A 16,036-nucleotide genomic window follows, 5' to 3' on the forward strand; every position below is an offset into this window, starting at 1 on the left:
TTATTAATGTATATATTTTAATATATATAAAAAATAATATATATTATTTTTTATATAATATATATTAAATTTTATAATAAAAATAAAAATAATATATACATAATTTTTAATATAAGTTATTATAAATAATAATATGGCGCATTGGCAGAATGGTTTATGCAGAGGATTGCAAATCCTTTTATTTCGGTTCAATTCCGGGATGCGCCTTTTTTAATATTTAAGAATTTTGCCCAGATGGTGGAATTGGTAGACACAAGGGACTTAAAATCCCTCGGCATGTTATTGCTGTGCGGGTTCAATTCCCGCTCTGGGTATAAAACATATTATTAAAAATAATTATGTTTTTGTAAAATGTTATGAAAATAAATAAATACTAATGGTTTTTGTTTAATTAAAATATCATTATATAAGTTTTTATCAAAATTATTTAAAGAATATAAAAAAAATAAAATAATAAAACATCCTTTACAAAATCCAAAAAATAATCCTAATATTTTATTAAATATATTTAAATTATAATATCTTATTTTTTTATTTACATAATTATTAATTATATATCCTAATGATAAAGATAATATAAATGATATAAGGAATAAAAAAATTTTTTTATAATACAAATTATTAATTACTGTATTTTTTATATAAAATAAATGATAAAGATATTTTTTAGATAAATAAAACGATATAAACCAAATTAATATCGTTAATATTTCTTTGATAAGACCTCTAAAAAAACTAAATAATGAAGATAATATTATTATTAATATAAATAAATAATCAATCATAAACATATTTTTTTTTATATTTAAAATTGTAATTAAGTTATTTTATCTTTTTAATGACTAAAAGAATATAAAAATTTTTAATATTTAAATAATTTTATTTTTTTAAATAAAAAGTTCTATTTTAGAATAAAATTCTATATTTTTATATATATTTTTATTTTAAAATAATAAAAAATATTATTTTATTTAAAAAAATAATATTAATAATTAAATTAATTGTTTTAAAAAAACATATGAATTCCAATTAAAATAAGGAATACAAAAATGTTTTGGATATTCAACTTCTACTAAAAATAATCCATCTGGTTTAACTGTTGCAGCAGCTTTAGTTATATCTTTAGTTTTAATTAATTCTGATATCCAATTTTCTTCTTTTTTCCCGAGTCCTATTTCTAATAAATTACCTACAATATTTCTAACCATATGATATAAAAAAGCATTTGCCTTTATATCAATTAAAATATAGTTTCCATATTTTTGAATATTACAATTAATAATTTTACGAAAAGAAGATATATTTTGTTTATTACTAGATTTAAAAGAAGTAAAATCATGTTCTCCTAATAGATATTTTATTGCATTTTTCATTTTCATAATATTTAAATTATATTTATATGAAGTAACTAAACCATTTAAAATAGCTGATCTATATGAATTATTATATATAATATAAAAATACCTACGTGATAATGCACTAAATCTTGCATGAAATTCTTTTTTTACTGATATTAACCAATTTATAACTATGTCTTTTGGTAAAAGACTATTAATACCTAAAATCCAGGATTTTTTCTTTCTAAAACTATTTGTTTCAAAATGAATAACTTGTCCTAAACTATGAACACCTATATCAGTTCTACCAGCACAAATAATTTTTACATTATGATTAGCAATTTTTGAAATAGCATTTTCAACACATTCTTGTATAGTTTTTCGATAATATGTTTTTTGTTTCTGCCATCCATAATAATTTTTACCATTATATTCTACTCCTAATGCAAACTTATATTTTTTTTGAGATTTAATTTTTATCATTTTTATACCTACATATTTTTTTTAAAAATTTTATTTTACTAAAATTTTAGTTACATTTTTTTTAAAATTATATAAAATAACATTTTTAATAAACATAATTTAATCGTTTTTAATAATCTTAATTATAAAAAATATAATATATACTTATATATGAGTAAAATATAATGAAAATACGTAAAAAAACTAACAAAAAAATTAATCAAATTACAAAATTAATTATTACCATACTTACAATATATTCTACAATAATATATGCTCATGAAAATATATTTACTATTTTACCTCAACCAAATATTAGTGCTAAATCATATATTTTAATAGATTATAATACAGGAGTTATTTTAACAGAAAAAAATAGTGATGAATTTCACAAACCAGCTAGTCTTGCAAAAATTATGACTAGTTATGTAATCTCTCAAGCCATATCAAAAGGAAACATACATCGTCATGATGTTGTTGTTGTTAATAAGAATTCTTGGGCCACAGGTAATGAAGAATTTAATGGATCTTCATTAATGTTTCTACAAATTGGAGATCATATTTCTGTCGAAAATTTAATAAAGGGAATTATTTTACAATCAGGTAATGATGCTTGTGTAGCTATAGCAGAATATATATCTGGAAATCAAGAAAAGTTTGTAAATTTGATGAATTTTTATGCAAAAAAAATAGGATTAAAAAATACTTGTTTTAAAAATGTTCATGGATTAGATGAATCTGGACAATATACTACAGCAAAAGATATGGCAATTATGGGAAAAGTATTAATTCATGATTTTCCTTATGAATATTCTATTTATAAACAAAAAAGTTTTACTTTTAATAATATTTTTCAAAAAAATCGTAATTTACTACTATGGGATAGTACTTTAGATGTAGATGGTATTAAAACAGGGCATACTGAAAATGCTGGTTATAATATTATAGCTTCTGCTACAAAAAATAACATGAGATTAATTGTTGTTATTTTAGGTGATAAAACAGAAGAGGATAGAAGAAAAAATAGTAAAAAATTACTAAATTGGGGTTTTGAAACTTTTCGTACAATTAATCCTATAAAAAAAAATCAAAAAATAGCATCTATTCCTATTTTATATGGGAAATATAGTTCTGTAAGAGTAGGAATTAAAAAAAATGTTTATTTAACAATTCTTAAAAATCAGGAAAAAAAAATAAAAATTTTATATTATATTAAAAATAACAAAATATTAGCTCCAATATATAAAAATCAAGTATTAGGTAGTATGACTTTTATAATTAATAATCATATAATTGGAAAATATCCATTAGTTTCTTTAGAAAAGGTTTCAAAAGGTAATATTTTTATTTGTTTACTAGATTATATAAGATTATTAATAAGTAAATGGATGCATCAATAAAAATAATTTTTAATAGCTACTATTATGTATAAAAAAAATTTTATCATACGAAATTTAGGAATAGAACCTTGGTATATAACCTATAAGAAAATGAATAATTTTAATTTAAAAAGATATGATAATACATTAGATGAAATATGGTTAGTTGAACATACTCCTGTTTTTACTCAAGGTAAAATATATAATATTTCAGATATCTTATATTATTATCATAACATACCAATATTTAATACTGATAGAGGAGGTAAAATTACTTATCATGCTCCAGGACAACAAATTATGTATATTTTAATTAATTTAAAAAGAAGAAAAATAAATATTAAAAATTTAATATTTATTTTAGAAGAAACAGTAAAAAATATTTTATCATATTTTAAAATTATTCCTGATATTTATCATTGTAATCCTGGTGTGTATATTAATAATAAAAAAATAGCATCTATAGGAATAAAAATTTCAAAAGGATGTTCTACACATGGTATAGCATTTAATATAAATATGAATTTATTACCTTTTAAATATATTAAACCATGTGGTTTTAAAAAATTAAAAATGACTCAATTAAAAAATTTTATTCCAAATATAAAAATATTTAAAATTAAAAAATTATTAATAAAAGAATTTATTTTATTAATAAATAATTATAGTAATTAATTTTAACTAAAATAGTTTTTTTAAAAAAATTTTAATTATAATATTAAATTATTTATTTTAAAATAATTCTTTATAATTATATGAAACAAAAATTTTTAAAAAAACCTGATTGGATAAAAATTAAATTTCCATTAAATAATAATAAAATTCAAAAAATAAAATCTATTTTAAAAAAAAACAAATTATATTCAGTTTGTGAAGAAGCATCTTGTCCTAATTTAATAAAATGTTTTGGAAAAGGACAAGTAACATTTATGATTTTAGGAAACATATGTACTCGAAATTGTCCATATTGTGATGTAATTCATGGTAGACCTATAATAAAGTATAATAAGAATGAAGCATCTAATTTAGCAAATACTATTTCAAAATTAAATCTTAAATATGTTGTTATTACTTCTGTAAGTCGTGACGATTTACATGATGGAGGTGCTAAACAATTTGTTAATTGTATAAAAAAAATACGTGAAAAAAATTTTAATATTAAAATAGAAATTTTAGTACCAGATTTTAAAAATTGTATTGAAAAAGCTTTAAATATATTTAAGTATTCATTACCTGATGTTTTTAATCATAATATAGAAACAGTAAAAAATTTATATTATAAAATAAGACCTTTTGGTAAATATAAAAAATCTTTAATATTATTAAAAAAATTTAAAAATTTATTTCCAAAAATTATAACTAAATCCGGTCTAATGGTTGGGTTAGGAGAAACAGATACAGAATTATATAATACTATATCAGATTTAAAATTTAATGGAGTTGATATTTTGACTATTGGTCAATATTTACAACCTAGCAAAAAACATTTACCTGTATATAAATATTATAGTTTACAAGAATTTATTAAAATTAAAGAAGAAGCTATAAAAATAGGTTTTAAAAAAGTAATGTGTGGTCCTTTTATACGTTCTTCTTATAATGCACAAAAAAATTATTTTAATTAAAATAATTTTATATAAATAATTGCCTCTGAAAAAAAATAATTTTTATAAAAATTATTTAAAATATTATTTTAAATTTAATAAATAGTTAAATATAAAAATTTTTAATCTTATCAGAGGCAAATATATATTAAACCTTTTTTTTGCTAATTAAATGAATTTAAAGTGCAACAACATTAGCAGCAGAAGGTCCTTTGGCTCCGTTAGTGATTTCAAATTCGACTCTTTGCCCTTCGGTTAATGTTTTAAAACCACTACTTTGAATTGCAGAAAAATGTACAAAAACATCCTTACTACCATCTTCAGGAGTAATGAAACCAAAGCCTTTAGATTCATTAAACCACTTAACGTTACCTTTAATCTTGGACATCAATTATTACCTTTACATAAAAATAGACACTAAAATTGTGTCATTTAAAAGTACATCAATTAATAGTTCATTTGTCTAGTGAAACAAATCAAAAAAGTGAGAAATATCGAATTTTTAAATATTTTTTAAGAAAATTATCTCAAATATTTATTATTTTTTCAAATTTATTAAATTTTATTGATAGAATAAATATTTTTTAAGATAAAATTTATGAATTTATTATTTGGTAAAAAAATATTAATTACTGGAATTTTAAATAAAAAATCTATTGCATATGGTATAGCCCAAGTTATGTATAAAAATAAAGCAAATTTAATTTTTACATACCAAGAAAAAAAAAATAAAAATAAAATAGAAAAATTAGTAAAAAAAATGACAAAATATCCAATTATAAAATGTAATGTTTCAAAAGATAAAGATATTAAATTTTTATTTTTAAAAATATCTAAAATATGGAATAAATTTGATGGTTTTGTTCATTCTATAGCATTTGCATCTTTTAACACATTAAAAAATAATTTTATTAAAAATATTTCTCGTACAGAATTTCAAATATCTCATGATATTAGTTCTTATAGTTTATTAGGTATGATAAAAAAATGTGTACATTTACTTAATAGTAAATCTTCAATAATAGTTTTAACTTATTTAGGTGCAAAAAAATTCATACCAAATTATAATATTATGGGATTAGCAAAAGCTTCATTAGAAGCTAATATTCGTTATATTGCATGTAATATTGGTAATAAAAATATAAGAATTAATGGTATTTCTCCTGCACCAATAAAAACTATTGCATCTTCAAAAATAAAAAATATTAATCATATAATAAAATTATATAAAAAAAATAGTCCTTTATCAGAAAAAATTACTATTAATCATATAGGTAATGTAGCTACTTTTTTAGCTTCTGATTTATCATTAGGAATTACAGGAGAAATAATTAATTTAGATTCTGGTTTTAGTATACAAATAATTGGAAATAATTAATAATTATAAATTATATTAATTTGATAAATATTTTAATAAATGATAATTTTAAAATTTAGTTAATATTAAATTTAATTTTGTATAAAATTATATATTTTTATAAAAAAGGATTAATTATGATAATTGGAGTATTAAAAGAAAAATATTTTAAAGAAAAAAGAATAGCAATAACACCTTCAAATATTAAAAAATTAATAAAATTAGGTTTTGAAGTATATATTGAAAAAGGAGCAGGAGATCTTTCTTATTTTAAAGATGAAGATTTTAAAAATAAAGGTGCAAAAATAGTCAACAATACAAAAATTTGGGAAGCAAATATAATAATTAAAATTCATCCACTTGATGAAAAAGAAAGTCAATTAATTAAAAAAAATAGTATATTAATTAGTTTTATTTGGCCTTATAAAAATAGTAAATTATTAAATATTTTAGCATTAAAAAATATAACTACAATTGCAATGGATACTGTTCCTAGAATTTCCAGAGCTCAATCTTTAGATGCTTTAAGTTCAATGAATAATTTAATTGGATATAGAAGTATTATAGAATCAGCATATTTATTAGGCAGGACTTTAAACGGTCAAATAACTGCCGCAGGAAAAATTCTTCCAGCAAAAGTAATGGTAATTGGAGCAGGAGTAGCTGGTTTATCTGCTATTGGTACAGCAAAAAGTTTAGGAGCAATAGTTGTTGCTTTTGATAAAAAAAAAGAAGTAAAAGAACAAATTCATAGTATGGGTGCTGAATTTTTGGAATTAAAAAGTGAACAAGATAATAATGATGTTCATGAATATAAAACTATTTCATCAAAAAATAAAATACAATTAGAACAAGAATCTTTTAATAGTATAGTAAGTAAAACAGATATCATTATTACATCTGCAATTATTCCAAATAAAAAATCTCCTATTTTAATTACAAAAAAAATGATTGAAAAAATGAAACCAGGTAGTATTATTTTTGATCTTGCTATTGAAAATGGAGGTAATTGTGAATTAACACAGAAAAATAAAATGATTATAACTAATAATAATATTAAAATTCTAGGTTATACAAATTTACCGAGTAAATTATCATCACAAGCTTCCCAATTATATAGTACCAATATTATAAATTTATTAGATCTATTATCTAGAAATAATTTTGGAAAAATTAATATTAATTTAAAAGATGAAATTATTAGAAATATGACTATTATTTATAATAGTAAAATTATTTGGCCCGCACCTATATCTTCTAAAAAAAAAAATGTAGAAAAAATAAATAATTTTACAAATATAAAAAAAAATTTAGCTAAAAAAAAAAATACATGTTTTTTAATGAATAAATATTTTTTATATACTGTAGGATTATTTTTTCTTTATTATATAACTAAATATATTCCTAGTGAAATTATTCCTCATTTTATAATTTTTTTATTATCTTGTATAATAGGATACTATGTAGTATGGAATGTAAGTCATAAATTACACACACCTTTAATGTCTGTAACAAATGCTATTTCTGGTATTATTGTTATTGGTTCTATATTACAAATTAGTAGTGATTATTTTACTATAATTATAATAGCTTTTTTTGGAATTTTATTATCTAGTATCAATATCTTTGGAGGATTAACTATTACTCAACGTATGTTAAAAATGTTTAATAAAAATTAAGGAGAATATATAAATGTCTGATAGGTCATTAATTTTTACATATACTATATCAGCAATATTATTTATATTAAGTATTGCAAATCTTTCTAAACAAGAAACCTCTAGAAAAGGTAACTTGTTTGCCATTATTGGTATGATTATTGCTATTATTATAGCTATATTAAAATCAAAAATTAACAATATTGGTTACGTAATAACAGCAATTATTTGTGGAGCAATTATAGGAATTAATATATCTAAAAAAATTGATATGACTAAAATGCCTCAATTAATTGCAATATTACATAGTTTCGTTGGATTAACTGCAGTTCTTGTTGGCTTTAATAATTATTTATTATTAATATATAATAATATTATATTTAGTAATAATACTAATATGCAATTAGTAGAAATATTTATTAGTATTTTTATAGGTTCAGTTACCTTAATAGGATCTATTATTGCTTTTAATAAATTATCTGGATTTATACAATCAAAAACTTTAAATATAAAATATAAAAATCAAATACATATTTTTTTATTATTAATATCATTTATATTAATGATTATTTTTTTAAAAATACATAATATTAAATTACAAATTTTATCCTTAGTATTAATGTTTTTAGTTTCATTATTATTTGGGTTTCATCTAATTATGAGTATTGGTGGAGCTGATATGCCTGTAGTTATATCTATGTTAAATTCTTATTCAGGATGGGCAGCTGCTTCTTCAGGATTTATGTTAACTAATGATTTATTAATTATAACCGGAGCTTTAGTAGGTTCTTCAGGAGCTATACTTTCATATTTAATGTGTAAAGGAATGAATAGATCTTTTCTTAATGTTTTACTTGGGGGAGCAAAAAAAAATTTTGAACAAAATAATGATATTATTATTAATAAAAATACTCAAGATTATAAAAATATATCTATTGGTAACACAGTAGAAATATTAAAAAGTTCTAATAGTGTTATTATTGTTCCTGGTTATGGATTAGCAGTATCTCAAGCACAATATCCACTTTCTACCATGATAAAAAAATTAGGTTCATTACATATTAAAGTTAGATTTGCTATTCATCCAGTAGCAGGACGTTTACCTGGACACATGAATGTTCTATTAGCAGAAGCTAATATTCCATATAATTTAGTATTAGAAATGGAAGAAATTAATAAAGATTTTACCGATACAGATACAGTATTAATAATTGGAGCTAATGATACAGTAAATCCATCTGCTCAAGAAGATGTTGATAGCCCAATATCTGGAATGCCTATTTTAGAAGTATGGAAAGCTAATAATGTAATTATTTTAAAAAGAAGTATGAATAAGGGATATTCAGGAATTACTAATCCTTTATTTTATAAAGATAATAGTTATATGTTATTTGGTGATGCTAAAGATACAATAAATAAAATGTTAGAAATAATGTAAGAAAAAAGTTTACTCGTTGTATAAATTTAAATTAAATACTTGAGTAAACTTTATAAAAATTTAATAAATATAAAATTATTAATTAATTAATTTAATTAATTTTAAATAGTTATTAATAATTATATGTTTTCCATGTATAATTAACATTTTTCTTTTTTTAAATTTATTTAAAATACGACTAATTGTTTCTACTGTAAGTCCTAAATAATTACCAATATCACTTCTATTCATAGATAAATTAAATTCTTTTGGTGAATATCCTCTCATTTTAAATTTTTTAGATAAATCATATATAAATGTAGCTAATTTAATTTCTGCATTTTTTTTTAATAAAAGTGATATGAAATAATACCCTATTTTTATTTCTTTACTCATTAAATTAATAATTTTTTCCCCAAAAGAAGGTATTTTAAAAAAAATACTATTTAATATTGATATAGGAATTTCACATAACATAGATGTTTCTAATGCTTTAGTAAAATTATTATAAATACCATTATTAATGGTATCTAATCCAATTAGATCACTTGTTAAATAAAATCTAATTATTTGTTCATTTCCTTTTTTAGTAAAATTATAACTTTTTATAGTTCCTGATTTTACAGTAAATAAAGAATGCATTCTATCTTTAGATCGAAATAATATTTCTCCTTTTTTTATTAATTTTTTTCTTTTAATTATTTTAATAATTTTTTGAAATTCTAACTTATAAAGTTTATAAAAGATACATAATTTATGCGTAGAACAATTTTTACAATCAATAATATAATTTTTCAAATCCATATTTTTTATATTATATTTTTTTTTCAGAATCATTTTTTTACTCTCTTAAATATTAAAATAAAAAAAGATTATTATGAGTTAAAATATAATTAATTATTGAATAATTTTAAATTTTATTAATCGTATAAAAAATTTTGTTAATTCTTTTACAAAATATTAAAAAATATTATAATCTTTTAATAGGAGAAGTAGCATATCTTTTTGCTGCATGTGCCCCAGCACCTTTATTTTTATTTAAATTAATTGAATGATTAATTAATTTATCATTATAACAATTTGTAAAAGTATTTTGTATTTTTTTATTGCTTGATGATAGATAATGCTTATACATTTTTCTTTTTGTTAATAAATGGTTATTTTTTATTTTTATTTTAGATTGATGTTTATTTATAATATTAGAAATAATTATATTTTTTTTTAAAATGATATTTTTATGAGCATGTAATCTAATTTTATCTAGCACTATTTTATTAATTTTCATATGATTTTTAAATTTATCTAATTTTATTTTATTTTCTATAGATATAGAAATTTTAGATAAATTAATTTTTTTATTATCTACATTATGAATATTTTTTGTATTTAAAATTTTTTTTAATCTAATATTATTTAAATTATGATTATTATTTTTATTATTAAGTAATAAATTATTATCTATTTTTTTTTGATTTTTTTCTATTTTTTTTAACCTAAAAATAGGAATAATTTTATCTTTATTAAAAGATATAATCTTATTTATTTTATTTAATTTTTTATTTACATAATTTTTTGGGTAAGAAAAAAAATTTTTATTATAATAATTTAATATAATTTTATTTATAAAAAATTTTTTTTTAAAAAAAAATTTAATTATTTTTTTTGTGTAAAGAAATTTTTTACAGAAATTTTTTAAAAAACTAAAAAATTTGTATTTATTTATATTAATAAAATTAAATAATTTATTTATTTTTAAAAAAAAATAATTTCTTCTTTTTATCGCTTTTTTGTCATAAATACCAAAATTATTATTTTTAATATTATGTTTTATTAAATTATTTTGAATAAATCTATTATTAAAATAATAATTACTATGTTTACTTAAATTTAATTCATTAAATTTTCTTATAAAAGAATGAATAATTTTTTTATCTTCACCATGTTGGATACGTAACAAATAATAATTTGGTGTATTAAGTTTATTGTTAGGAATAATAAATATTCTAATTTTTCGATTTTCAATTATATTAACTGCATCTTTTTTTTCATTTAATAAATAAAAAGCTATTTGAATTGGTACTATTGCATACACTTCTTTTGTATTTTTTTTAAATGATTCTTCTTCTATTAATCTTAAAATAGATAAAGATAAAGATTTATTATCTCTTATAGTTCTATTACCTAAACACCTAGGACATAAATAATAATTAGATTCATTTAAAGAAGAACATAATCTTTGACGAGACATTTCTAATAAACCAAATTTTGAAATATGCCCTATTTTTATTTTAGCTCGATCTTTACGTATTTTATATAGTAATCTTTTTTCTACAATTTTTTGATTTTTTGAATAAGACATGTCTATAAAATCTATTACAATTAATCCACCTATATCTCTTAAACGTAATTGTCTAATAATTTCATCTGTAGCTTCTAAATTAATATTTAGTGCAGTTTCTTCTATATCAATTCCTTTAGTTGCTTTTGATGAATTTACATCAATCGATGTTAAAGCTTCAGTTGTATCTATAACAATAGAACCTCCTGAAGAAAGACATACTTTTCTTTGAAAAACTGTTTCTATTTGTGATTCTATTTGATAATAATGAAATAAAGGGATAATATTTTTATGTAATTTAATTTTATGATTTAAATCAAATCTTCCTAAGATATTAATATGTTTTTTTGCTAATTTTAATATTTTAGGATCATCAATTAAAATTTCATTTATATCTTGGCATAAATTATCTCTTAAAGATCTGACAATCAAATTACTTTCTTCATGTATTAAAAATGGAGCTAACTTATTTTTAGCTTTTTTTTTTATTTCTTTCCAATGTTGTAATCTAAATTTTAAATCTGAAGTAAGTAATTTAATATTTTTACCTAATCCTGCTGTACGAATTATTAAACTCATATTATGAGGTAAATGTAATAATGATAAAATTTTTTTTAATTTTTTTCGATCTTCTCCAATAATTTTTTTAGAAATTCCACTAGAATTTGATTTATTTGGCATTAAAATTAAATAACTTCCCACTAAATTAATAAATGTTGTTAATGATGCTCCTTTATTTCCTCTTTCTTCTTTATTTATTTGTACAATAATTTCTTTTCCAATTGGTAAAAAATCTTTAATATTTGTTTTATTATATATATTTTTATTATAATAGTTAGGTAAATATTCTTCTGTAATTTCTTTTATTGGTAAAAAACCATGTTTATTTACTCCATAATCTATAAAAATTGCTTCTAAACTTGGTTCAATACGTACAACTTTTCCTTTATATATATTAGATCTTTTTTTTTTATGATTAATGTTCTCTATATTTAAATCATATAATTTTTGTCCATTTACTAGAGCAACACGTAATTCTTCATGTTGAGTAGCATTTATTAACATTCTTTTCATAATAACTTACTCATATATTTTTTTATAAACTAATTAATATATATTAAATTTAAAAAACGGTATAATAAAAAATTGTATTTAATATTTTATGAATTATGTTTTTATTGAAATTATTAATTATTAAAAAATAGCAAAAATACATTACAATGATTTATAAATAATTATAATTATTAAAATGTGTTTTATTATAATTAATTATATTTTAATTTATTTACTAAAATTTTAATAAAATCATTTACTAGAGATAAATATTAACATAAAATTTTATATTTAATAATAATTTTTTGTTAAATATATAACATATTATTATCTTTTATAAAAATTTTTGATTATATTAATAAAATTATTAATTTAATTTATAATAGTATGTATAAAATAATAAAAATGAAATTTATAACTGTTCCTTCTCATATTGATAAACAAAGAATAGATAATTTTATAATTAATAAATTTAAAAATGTTCCTAAAAGTATGATTTATCGTATGTTAAGACAGGGTAAAATAAAAGTTAATAAAAAAAAAATTTTACCAAATTTTAAAATAAAATCTCAAGATATAATAAAAATTCCTTCTATATATATTAATAAAATTGATCCTATTAAACATAATTTAAGTTTAGAAAAAAAAATATTTTTTAAAAAAACTATAATTTTTGAAGATAAATATATTTTAGCTATAAATAAACCTTCTGGTATTGCGGTTCATGGAGGTAGTGGTATTAATTATGGAATTATTGAAAATTTTCGATTTTTATTTAAAAAAAATTTTTTTTTAGAACTTGTTCATAGAATAGACAAAGAAACTTCTGGAGTCTTGATGATGGCAAAAAAAAGATCAGTACTAAAAATGTTACAAAAACAATTAAGAGAAAAAAAAATAACTAAAAATTATATTGCTTTAGTTAAAGGTAATTTTTTTAAAAAAAAATATCATTATATTAAAAGTTATTTATTAAAAAATAATTTTAATAAAAAAATTAAAGTACAAATAAATAATAATATAGGAAAATATTCAGAAACTAAATTTAAAATTATCAAAAATTATAAAGATATAATGTTAGTAAAAATAAAACCATTAACAGGTAGAACACATCAAATTAGAGTACATATGTCCCATATAGGTCATCCTATACTTTTTGATCAACGTTATGGTGACCAAATTTTTAATGAAAAATTAAAAACAATTTTTAATTTAAATAGATTATTTTTACATGCTAAAAATATTAAATTTATACATCCTATAAATAATAAAAAAATTAATATATATGCTCCTTTAAGTAAGGAATTAAATAATTGTTTATCAAAAATAAATTATTAATATATATATTGCATATATAATAAAAAATATCTAAAATATATTTGATTTTAACATAATTTAATTAAATATATAAAAAATTTTATAATAAAAAAGGTATTTAAAAAAAACATGGCTGTACAAAAACATAAAAAATCTAGATCTAAACGTGGTATGAGACGTTCTCATGATAAATTATATAGTAATAAAATTTTATTAATTGATAAAAAAACTGGTAAAAAACATTTATATCATCATATAGATGATGATGGTTTTTATAGAGGAAAACAAATTATTATTAAAAATAATAATTAATATTATTTTAATAATATAAAAATTATGAATTTTTTTAATAAAAAAAATATTATAAATCATAAAAAATATGCTGCAATTTTTCCTGGACAAGGAATACAATTTATAGGTATGTTGTCTTCTTTATATAATAATTATGAAGTTATAAGAAAAACTTTTAATTATGCTTCTGAAATTCTTAAATATGATTTATGGAATTTAATTCAATATGGTTCATTAAAAAAATTAAATAAAACTTATCATACACAACCAGCAATTTTAACATCATCTATAGCTATATATAGATTATGGTTACAAAAAAATAATAATATATTATTACCTAATATCGTTATGGGTTATAGTTTAGGAGAATATACTGCAATGGTTTGTAGTAATATTATTAATTTTTCTGATGCTATTAAAATAGTAAGATTTAGAGGTAAATTGATGCATAAGTTATCATCTAGTTTAAATGATTGTAATAAAAATGGATATTATATGCAAACAATTATTGGAATAAAAAAAAAATAGTGGAAAATATTTGTACAAAAATTTCTAATAAAAATAATTTTGTATCAATATCTAATTATAATTCATATACTAATATTACTATTAGTGGGAATAAATTAGCTATAATTGAAGCTATAAAAATATTTAGATTTTTAGGTGCACATATTATACCTATAAATATAGATGTACCTTCACATTGTTTATTAATGAAACCTATAGTATATGAATTTAAAAAATTTTTAAATAAAATTATCATTCACAAACCAAAAATTATATTTATTAATAATATTAACTGTAAATATGAAAAATCACCTAAAAAAATTAAAAAATATTTAGTTAAACAATTATATTCTACTGTAAATTGGGTAGGATGTATAAATTTTCTAAAAAAAAAAAATATATTTAACATAATCGAATTTACTCCTAAAAAAATATTTCAAAAAATATCTAAACCAATTTTAAAAAATTTTAATATAAATTCAATTTATGATTCAAAATCATTTCTAACAACATTAAAAAAATATAAAATTTAATCTTATAAAAATGAATATTAATCTTAATGGTAAAATAGCTTTAGTTACTGGTGCAAGTAAAGGTATAGGCTATAATATAGCTAATACATTAGCTATGTGTGGAGCTTATGTTATTGGTACATCTACTAATTTAAATGGGATAAAAATAATAAATCATTATTTAGGTAAAAATGGTATTGGTTTAATTCTTAATTTTAAAAATAATTCTCCATATATTATTAATAATTTTATTAGATATATTATTAAAAATTTTAAAAGTTTAGATATATTAGTTAATAATTCTGGAATAATATATAATAAACTTGTATTAAATATGAAAGATTATCAATGGGATAATGTTTTAAAAGTTAATTTAACTTCTGTTTTTAGACTATGTAGAGAAGTTATTTATTATATGTTAAAAAAATCATTTGGTCGTATAATTAATATTAGTTCTGTAATAGGTACTATTGGTGGTATAGGACAATCTAATTACGCAGCAACCAAAGCAGGAATTATAGGATTTAGTAAATCTTTAGCTTTAGAAGTAGCACATAGAGGAATTACTGTAAATGTTATATCTCCTGGTTATGTAGAAACTGATATGACATTAAAATTAAAAAAAAAATATCGTGATAATATAAAATTAAAAATTCCATCTAAACGTTTGGGAAATCCTCAAGAAATAGCTGATGCTGTAATTTTTTTAGTTTCTGATAAAGCATCCTATATAACAGGAGAAACATTACATATTAATGGTGGTCTATATATGAAATAATTTTTTATTTTACTTATAAAAATAAA

Annotated in this window: 16 protein-coding genes and 2 tRNA genes; 13 read left to right on the forward strand and 5 right to left on the reverse strand. The window is 18.8% G+C overall.

All coding sequences use genetic code 11. The features are described from left to right. Positions 1–135 precede the first annotated feature (135 nt). Positions 136–207: transfer RNA gene (locus GJT90_RS00335), tRNA-Cys, on the forward strand. A gap of 21 nt (positions 208–228) precedes the next feature. After that, positions 229–314 (forward strand) — tRNA-Leu (locus GJT90_RS00340). Between the two features lie 12 nt (positions 315–326). Here the strand turns inward: GJT90_RS00340 and GJT90_RS00345 are convergent. Both GJT90_RS00345 and truA read right to left on the reverse strand, forming a co-directional pair. After that, the gene (locus GJT90_RS00345; RefSeq protein WP_168919927.1) at positions 327–785 is read right to left on the reverse strand and encodes a CvpA family protein; all 459 of its coding nucleotides are present in this window, start codon (positions 783–785) and stop codon (positions 327–329) included. Positions 786–992: 207 nt separating this feature from the next. Then, positions 993–1,820: a tRNA pseudouridine(38-40) synthase TruA gene (truA, locus tag GJT90_RS00350; RefSeq protein WP_168919928.1), complete on the reverse strand. Its 828-nt coding sequence runs from the start codon at positions 1,818–1,820 to the stop codon at positions 993–995. A gap of 164 nt (positions 1,821–1,984) precedes the next feature. Here truA and GJT90_RS00355 point away from each other — a divergent pair, with 164 nt between their 5' ends. Genes GJT90_RS00355 through lipA form a run of 3 tightly spaced genes read left to right on the forward strand, consistent with a single transcriptional unit; the run spans position 1,985 to position 4,803 of the window. Beyond that, positions 1,985–3,199: a serine hydrolase gene (locus tag GJT90_RS00355; protein ID WP_168919929.1), complete on the forward strand. Its 1,215-nt coding sequence runs from the start codon at positions 1,985–1,987 to the stop codon at positions 3,197–3,199. Positions 3,200–3,223: 24 nt separating this feature from the next. Further along, positions 3,224–3,853, forward strand: coding sequence for a lipoyl(octanoyl) transferase LipB (gene lipB, locus GJT90_RS00360; protein WP_168919930.1), 630 nt, complete (start codon positions 3,224–3,226; stop codon positions 3,851–3,853). Between the two features lie 47 nt (positions 3,854–3,900). Then, positions 3,901–4,803, forward strand: a complete 903-nt coding sequence (lipA, locus tag GJT90_RS00365) for a lipoyl synthase (RefSeq protein WP_343034413.1) — start codon at positions 3,901–3,903, stop codon at positions 4,801–4,803. Between the two features lie 157 nt (positions 4,804–4,960). Here lipA and cspE read toward each other — a convergent pair whose 3' ends face one another. After that, on the reverse strand, positions 4,961–5,170 hold the full coding sequence (cspE, locus tag GJT90_RS00370) for a transcription antiterminator/RNA stability regulator CspE (RefSeq protein ID WP_168820769.1): 210 nt from the start codon (positions 5,168–5,170) through the stop codon (positions 4,961–4,963). Positions 5,171–5,380: 210 nt separating this feature from the next. Here cspE and GJT90_RS00375 point away from each other — a divergent pair, with 210 nt between their 5' ends. The 3 genes from GJT90_RS00375 to GJT90_RS00385 all read left to right on the forward strand — a co-directional run bounded on the left by GJT90_RS00375 (position 5,381) and on the right by GJT90_RS00385 (position 9,235). Then, positions 5,381–6,160 (forward strand): enoyl-ACP reductase FabI, encoded by a 780-nt coding sequence (locus GJT90_RS00375; RefSeq protein ID WP_168919932.1) that lies wholly within the window; start codon positions 5,381–5,383, stop codon positions 6,158–6,160. Positions 6,161–6,237: 77 nt separating this feature from the next. Further along, positions 6,238–7,818: a Re/Si-specific NAD(P)(+) transhydrogenase subunit alpha gene (locus tag GJT90_RS00380; RefSeq protein ID WP_343034411.1), complete on the forward strand. Its 1,581-nt coding sequence runs from the start codon at positions 6,238–6,240 to the stop codon at positions 7,816–7,818. A 13-nt stretch (positions 7,819–7,831) separates the two neighbouring features. After that, on the forward strand, positions 7,832–9,235 hold the full coding sequence (locus tag GJT90_RS00385; protein ID WP_168919933.1) for an NAD(P)(+) transhydrogenase (Re/Si-specific) subunit beta: 1,404 nt from the start codon (positions 7,832–7,834) through the stop codon (positions 9,233–9,235). Positions 9,236–9,313: 78 nt separating this feature from the next. On the opposite strand, the gene fnr is transcribed toward GJT90_RS00385, so the two are convergent. Together fnr and GJT90_RS00395 are read right to left on the reverse strand one after the other, a co-directional pair. After that, entirely contained in the window at positions 9,314–10,051 is a 738-nt protein-coding gene (fnr, locus tag GJT90_RS00390) for a fumarate/nitrate reduction transcriptional regulator Fnr (RefSeq protein ID WP_168919934.1), read from the reverse strand. Positions 10,052–10,184: 133 nt separating this feature from the next. Beyond that, complete coding sequence (locus GJT90_RS00395) at positions 10,185–12,626, reverse strand: Rne/Rng family ribonuclease (RefSeq protein ID WP_168919935.1); 2,442 nt, start codon at positions 12,624–12,626, stop codon at positions 10,185–10,187. A gap of 384 nt (positions 12,627–13,010) precedes the next feature. Between GJT90_RS00395 and GJT90_RS00400 the strand changes: the two genes are divergently transcribed. The 5 genes from GJT90_RS00400 to fabG all read left to right on the forward strand — a co-directional run bounded on the left by GJT90_RS00400 (position 13,011) and on the right by fabG (position 16,010). Continuing rightward, on the forward strand, positions 13,011–13,943 hold the full coding sequence (locus tag GJT90_RS00400) for an RluA family pseudouridine synthase (RefSeq protein WP_211080522.1): 933 nt from the start codon (positions 13,011–13,013) through the stop codon (positions 13,941–13,943). A 108-nt stretch (positions 13,944–14,051) separates the two neighbouring features. Continuing rightward, complete coding sequence (gene rpmF / locus GJT90_RS00405) at positions 14,052–14,234, forward strand: 50S ribosomal protein L32 (RefSeq protein ID WP_168894587.1); 183 nt, start codon at positions 14,052–14,054, stop codon at positions 14,232–14,234. Positions 14,235–14,258: 24 nt separating this feature from the next. Further along, positions 14,259–14,741 carry an ACP S-malonyltransferase gene (locus tag GJT90_RS00410; RefSeq protein ID WP_168919937.1) on the forward strand — a complete coding sequence of 161 codons (483 nt, stop codon included), beginning with the start codon at positions 14,259–14,261 and terminating at the stop codon, positions 14,739–14,741. Beyond that, a complete protein-coding gene (locus GJT90_RS00415) occupies positions 14,741–15,253 on the forward strand; it encodes an ACP S-malonyltransferase (RefSeq protein ID WP_168919938.1) in 513 nt (170 codons plus the stop codon). Before GJT90_RS00410 ends, GJT90_RS00415 begins: the two co-directional genes overlap by 1 nt. Before the next feature lie 16 nt (positions 15,254–15,269). After that, a complete protein-coding gene (fabG, locus tag GJT90_RS00420) occupies positions 15,270–16,010 on the forward strand; it encodes a 3-oxoacyl-ACP reductase FabG (protein WP_168920249.1) in 741 nt (246 codons plus the stop codon). Positions 16,011–16,036 lie beyond the last annotated feature (26 nt).

The sequence above is a fragment of the Enterobacteriaceae endosymbiont of Donacia dentata genome (genome assembly GCF_012570745.1).
Lineage (GTDB): Bacteria > Pseudomonadota > Gammaproteobacteria > Enterobacterales > Enterobacteriaceae.

Coding starts and splice junctions, on each gene's coding strand:
- fnr (WP_168919934.1), bottom strand. CDS start 10,051: ATGATTCTGAAAAAAAAATATAATATAAAAAATATGGATTTGAAAAAT.
- GJT90_RS00355 (WP_168919929.1), top strand. CDS start 1,985: ATGAAAATACGTAAAAAAACTAACAAAAAAATTAATCAAATTACAAAA.
- GJT90_RS00400 (WP_211080522.1), top strand. CDS start 13,011: ATGAAATTTATAACTGTTCCTTCTCATATTGATAAACAAAGAATAGAT.
- truA (WP_168919928.1), bottom strand. CDS start 1,820: ATGATAAAAATTAAATCTCAAAAAAAATATAAGTTTGCATTAGGAGTA.
- lipB (WP_168919930.1), top strand. CDS start 3,224: ATGTATAAAAAAAATTTTATCATACGAAATTTAGGAATAGAACCTTGG.
- GJT90_RS00410 (WP_168919937.1), top strand. CDS start 14,259: ATGAATTTTTTTAATAAAAAAAATATTATAAATCATAAAAAATATGCT.
- rpmF (WP_168894587.1), top strand. CDS start 14,052: ATGGCTGTACAAAAACATAAAAAATCTAGATCTAAACGTGGTATGAGA.
- GJT90_RS00375 (WP_168919932.1), top strand. CDS start 5,381: ATGAATTTATTATTTGGTAAAAAAATATTAATTACTGGAATTTTAAAT.
- GJT90_RS00395 (WP_168919935.1), bottom strand. CDS start 12,626: ATGAAAAGAATGTTAATAAATGCTACTCAACATGAAGAATTACGTGTT.
- GJT90_RS00385 (WP_168919933.1), top strand. CDS start 7,832: ATGTCTGATAGGTCATTAATTTTTACATATACTATATCAGCAATATTA.
- cspE (WP_168820769.1), bottom strand. CDS start 5,170: ATGTCCAAGATTAAAGGTAACGTTAAGTGGTTTAATGAATCTAAAGGC.
- GJT90_RS00345 (WP_168919927.1), bottom strand. CDS start 785: ATGATTGATTATTTATTTATATTAATAATAATATTATCTTCATTATTT.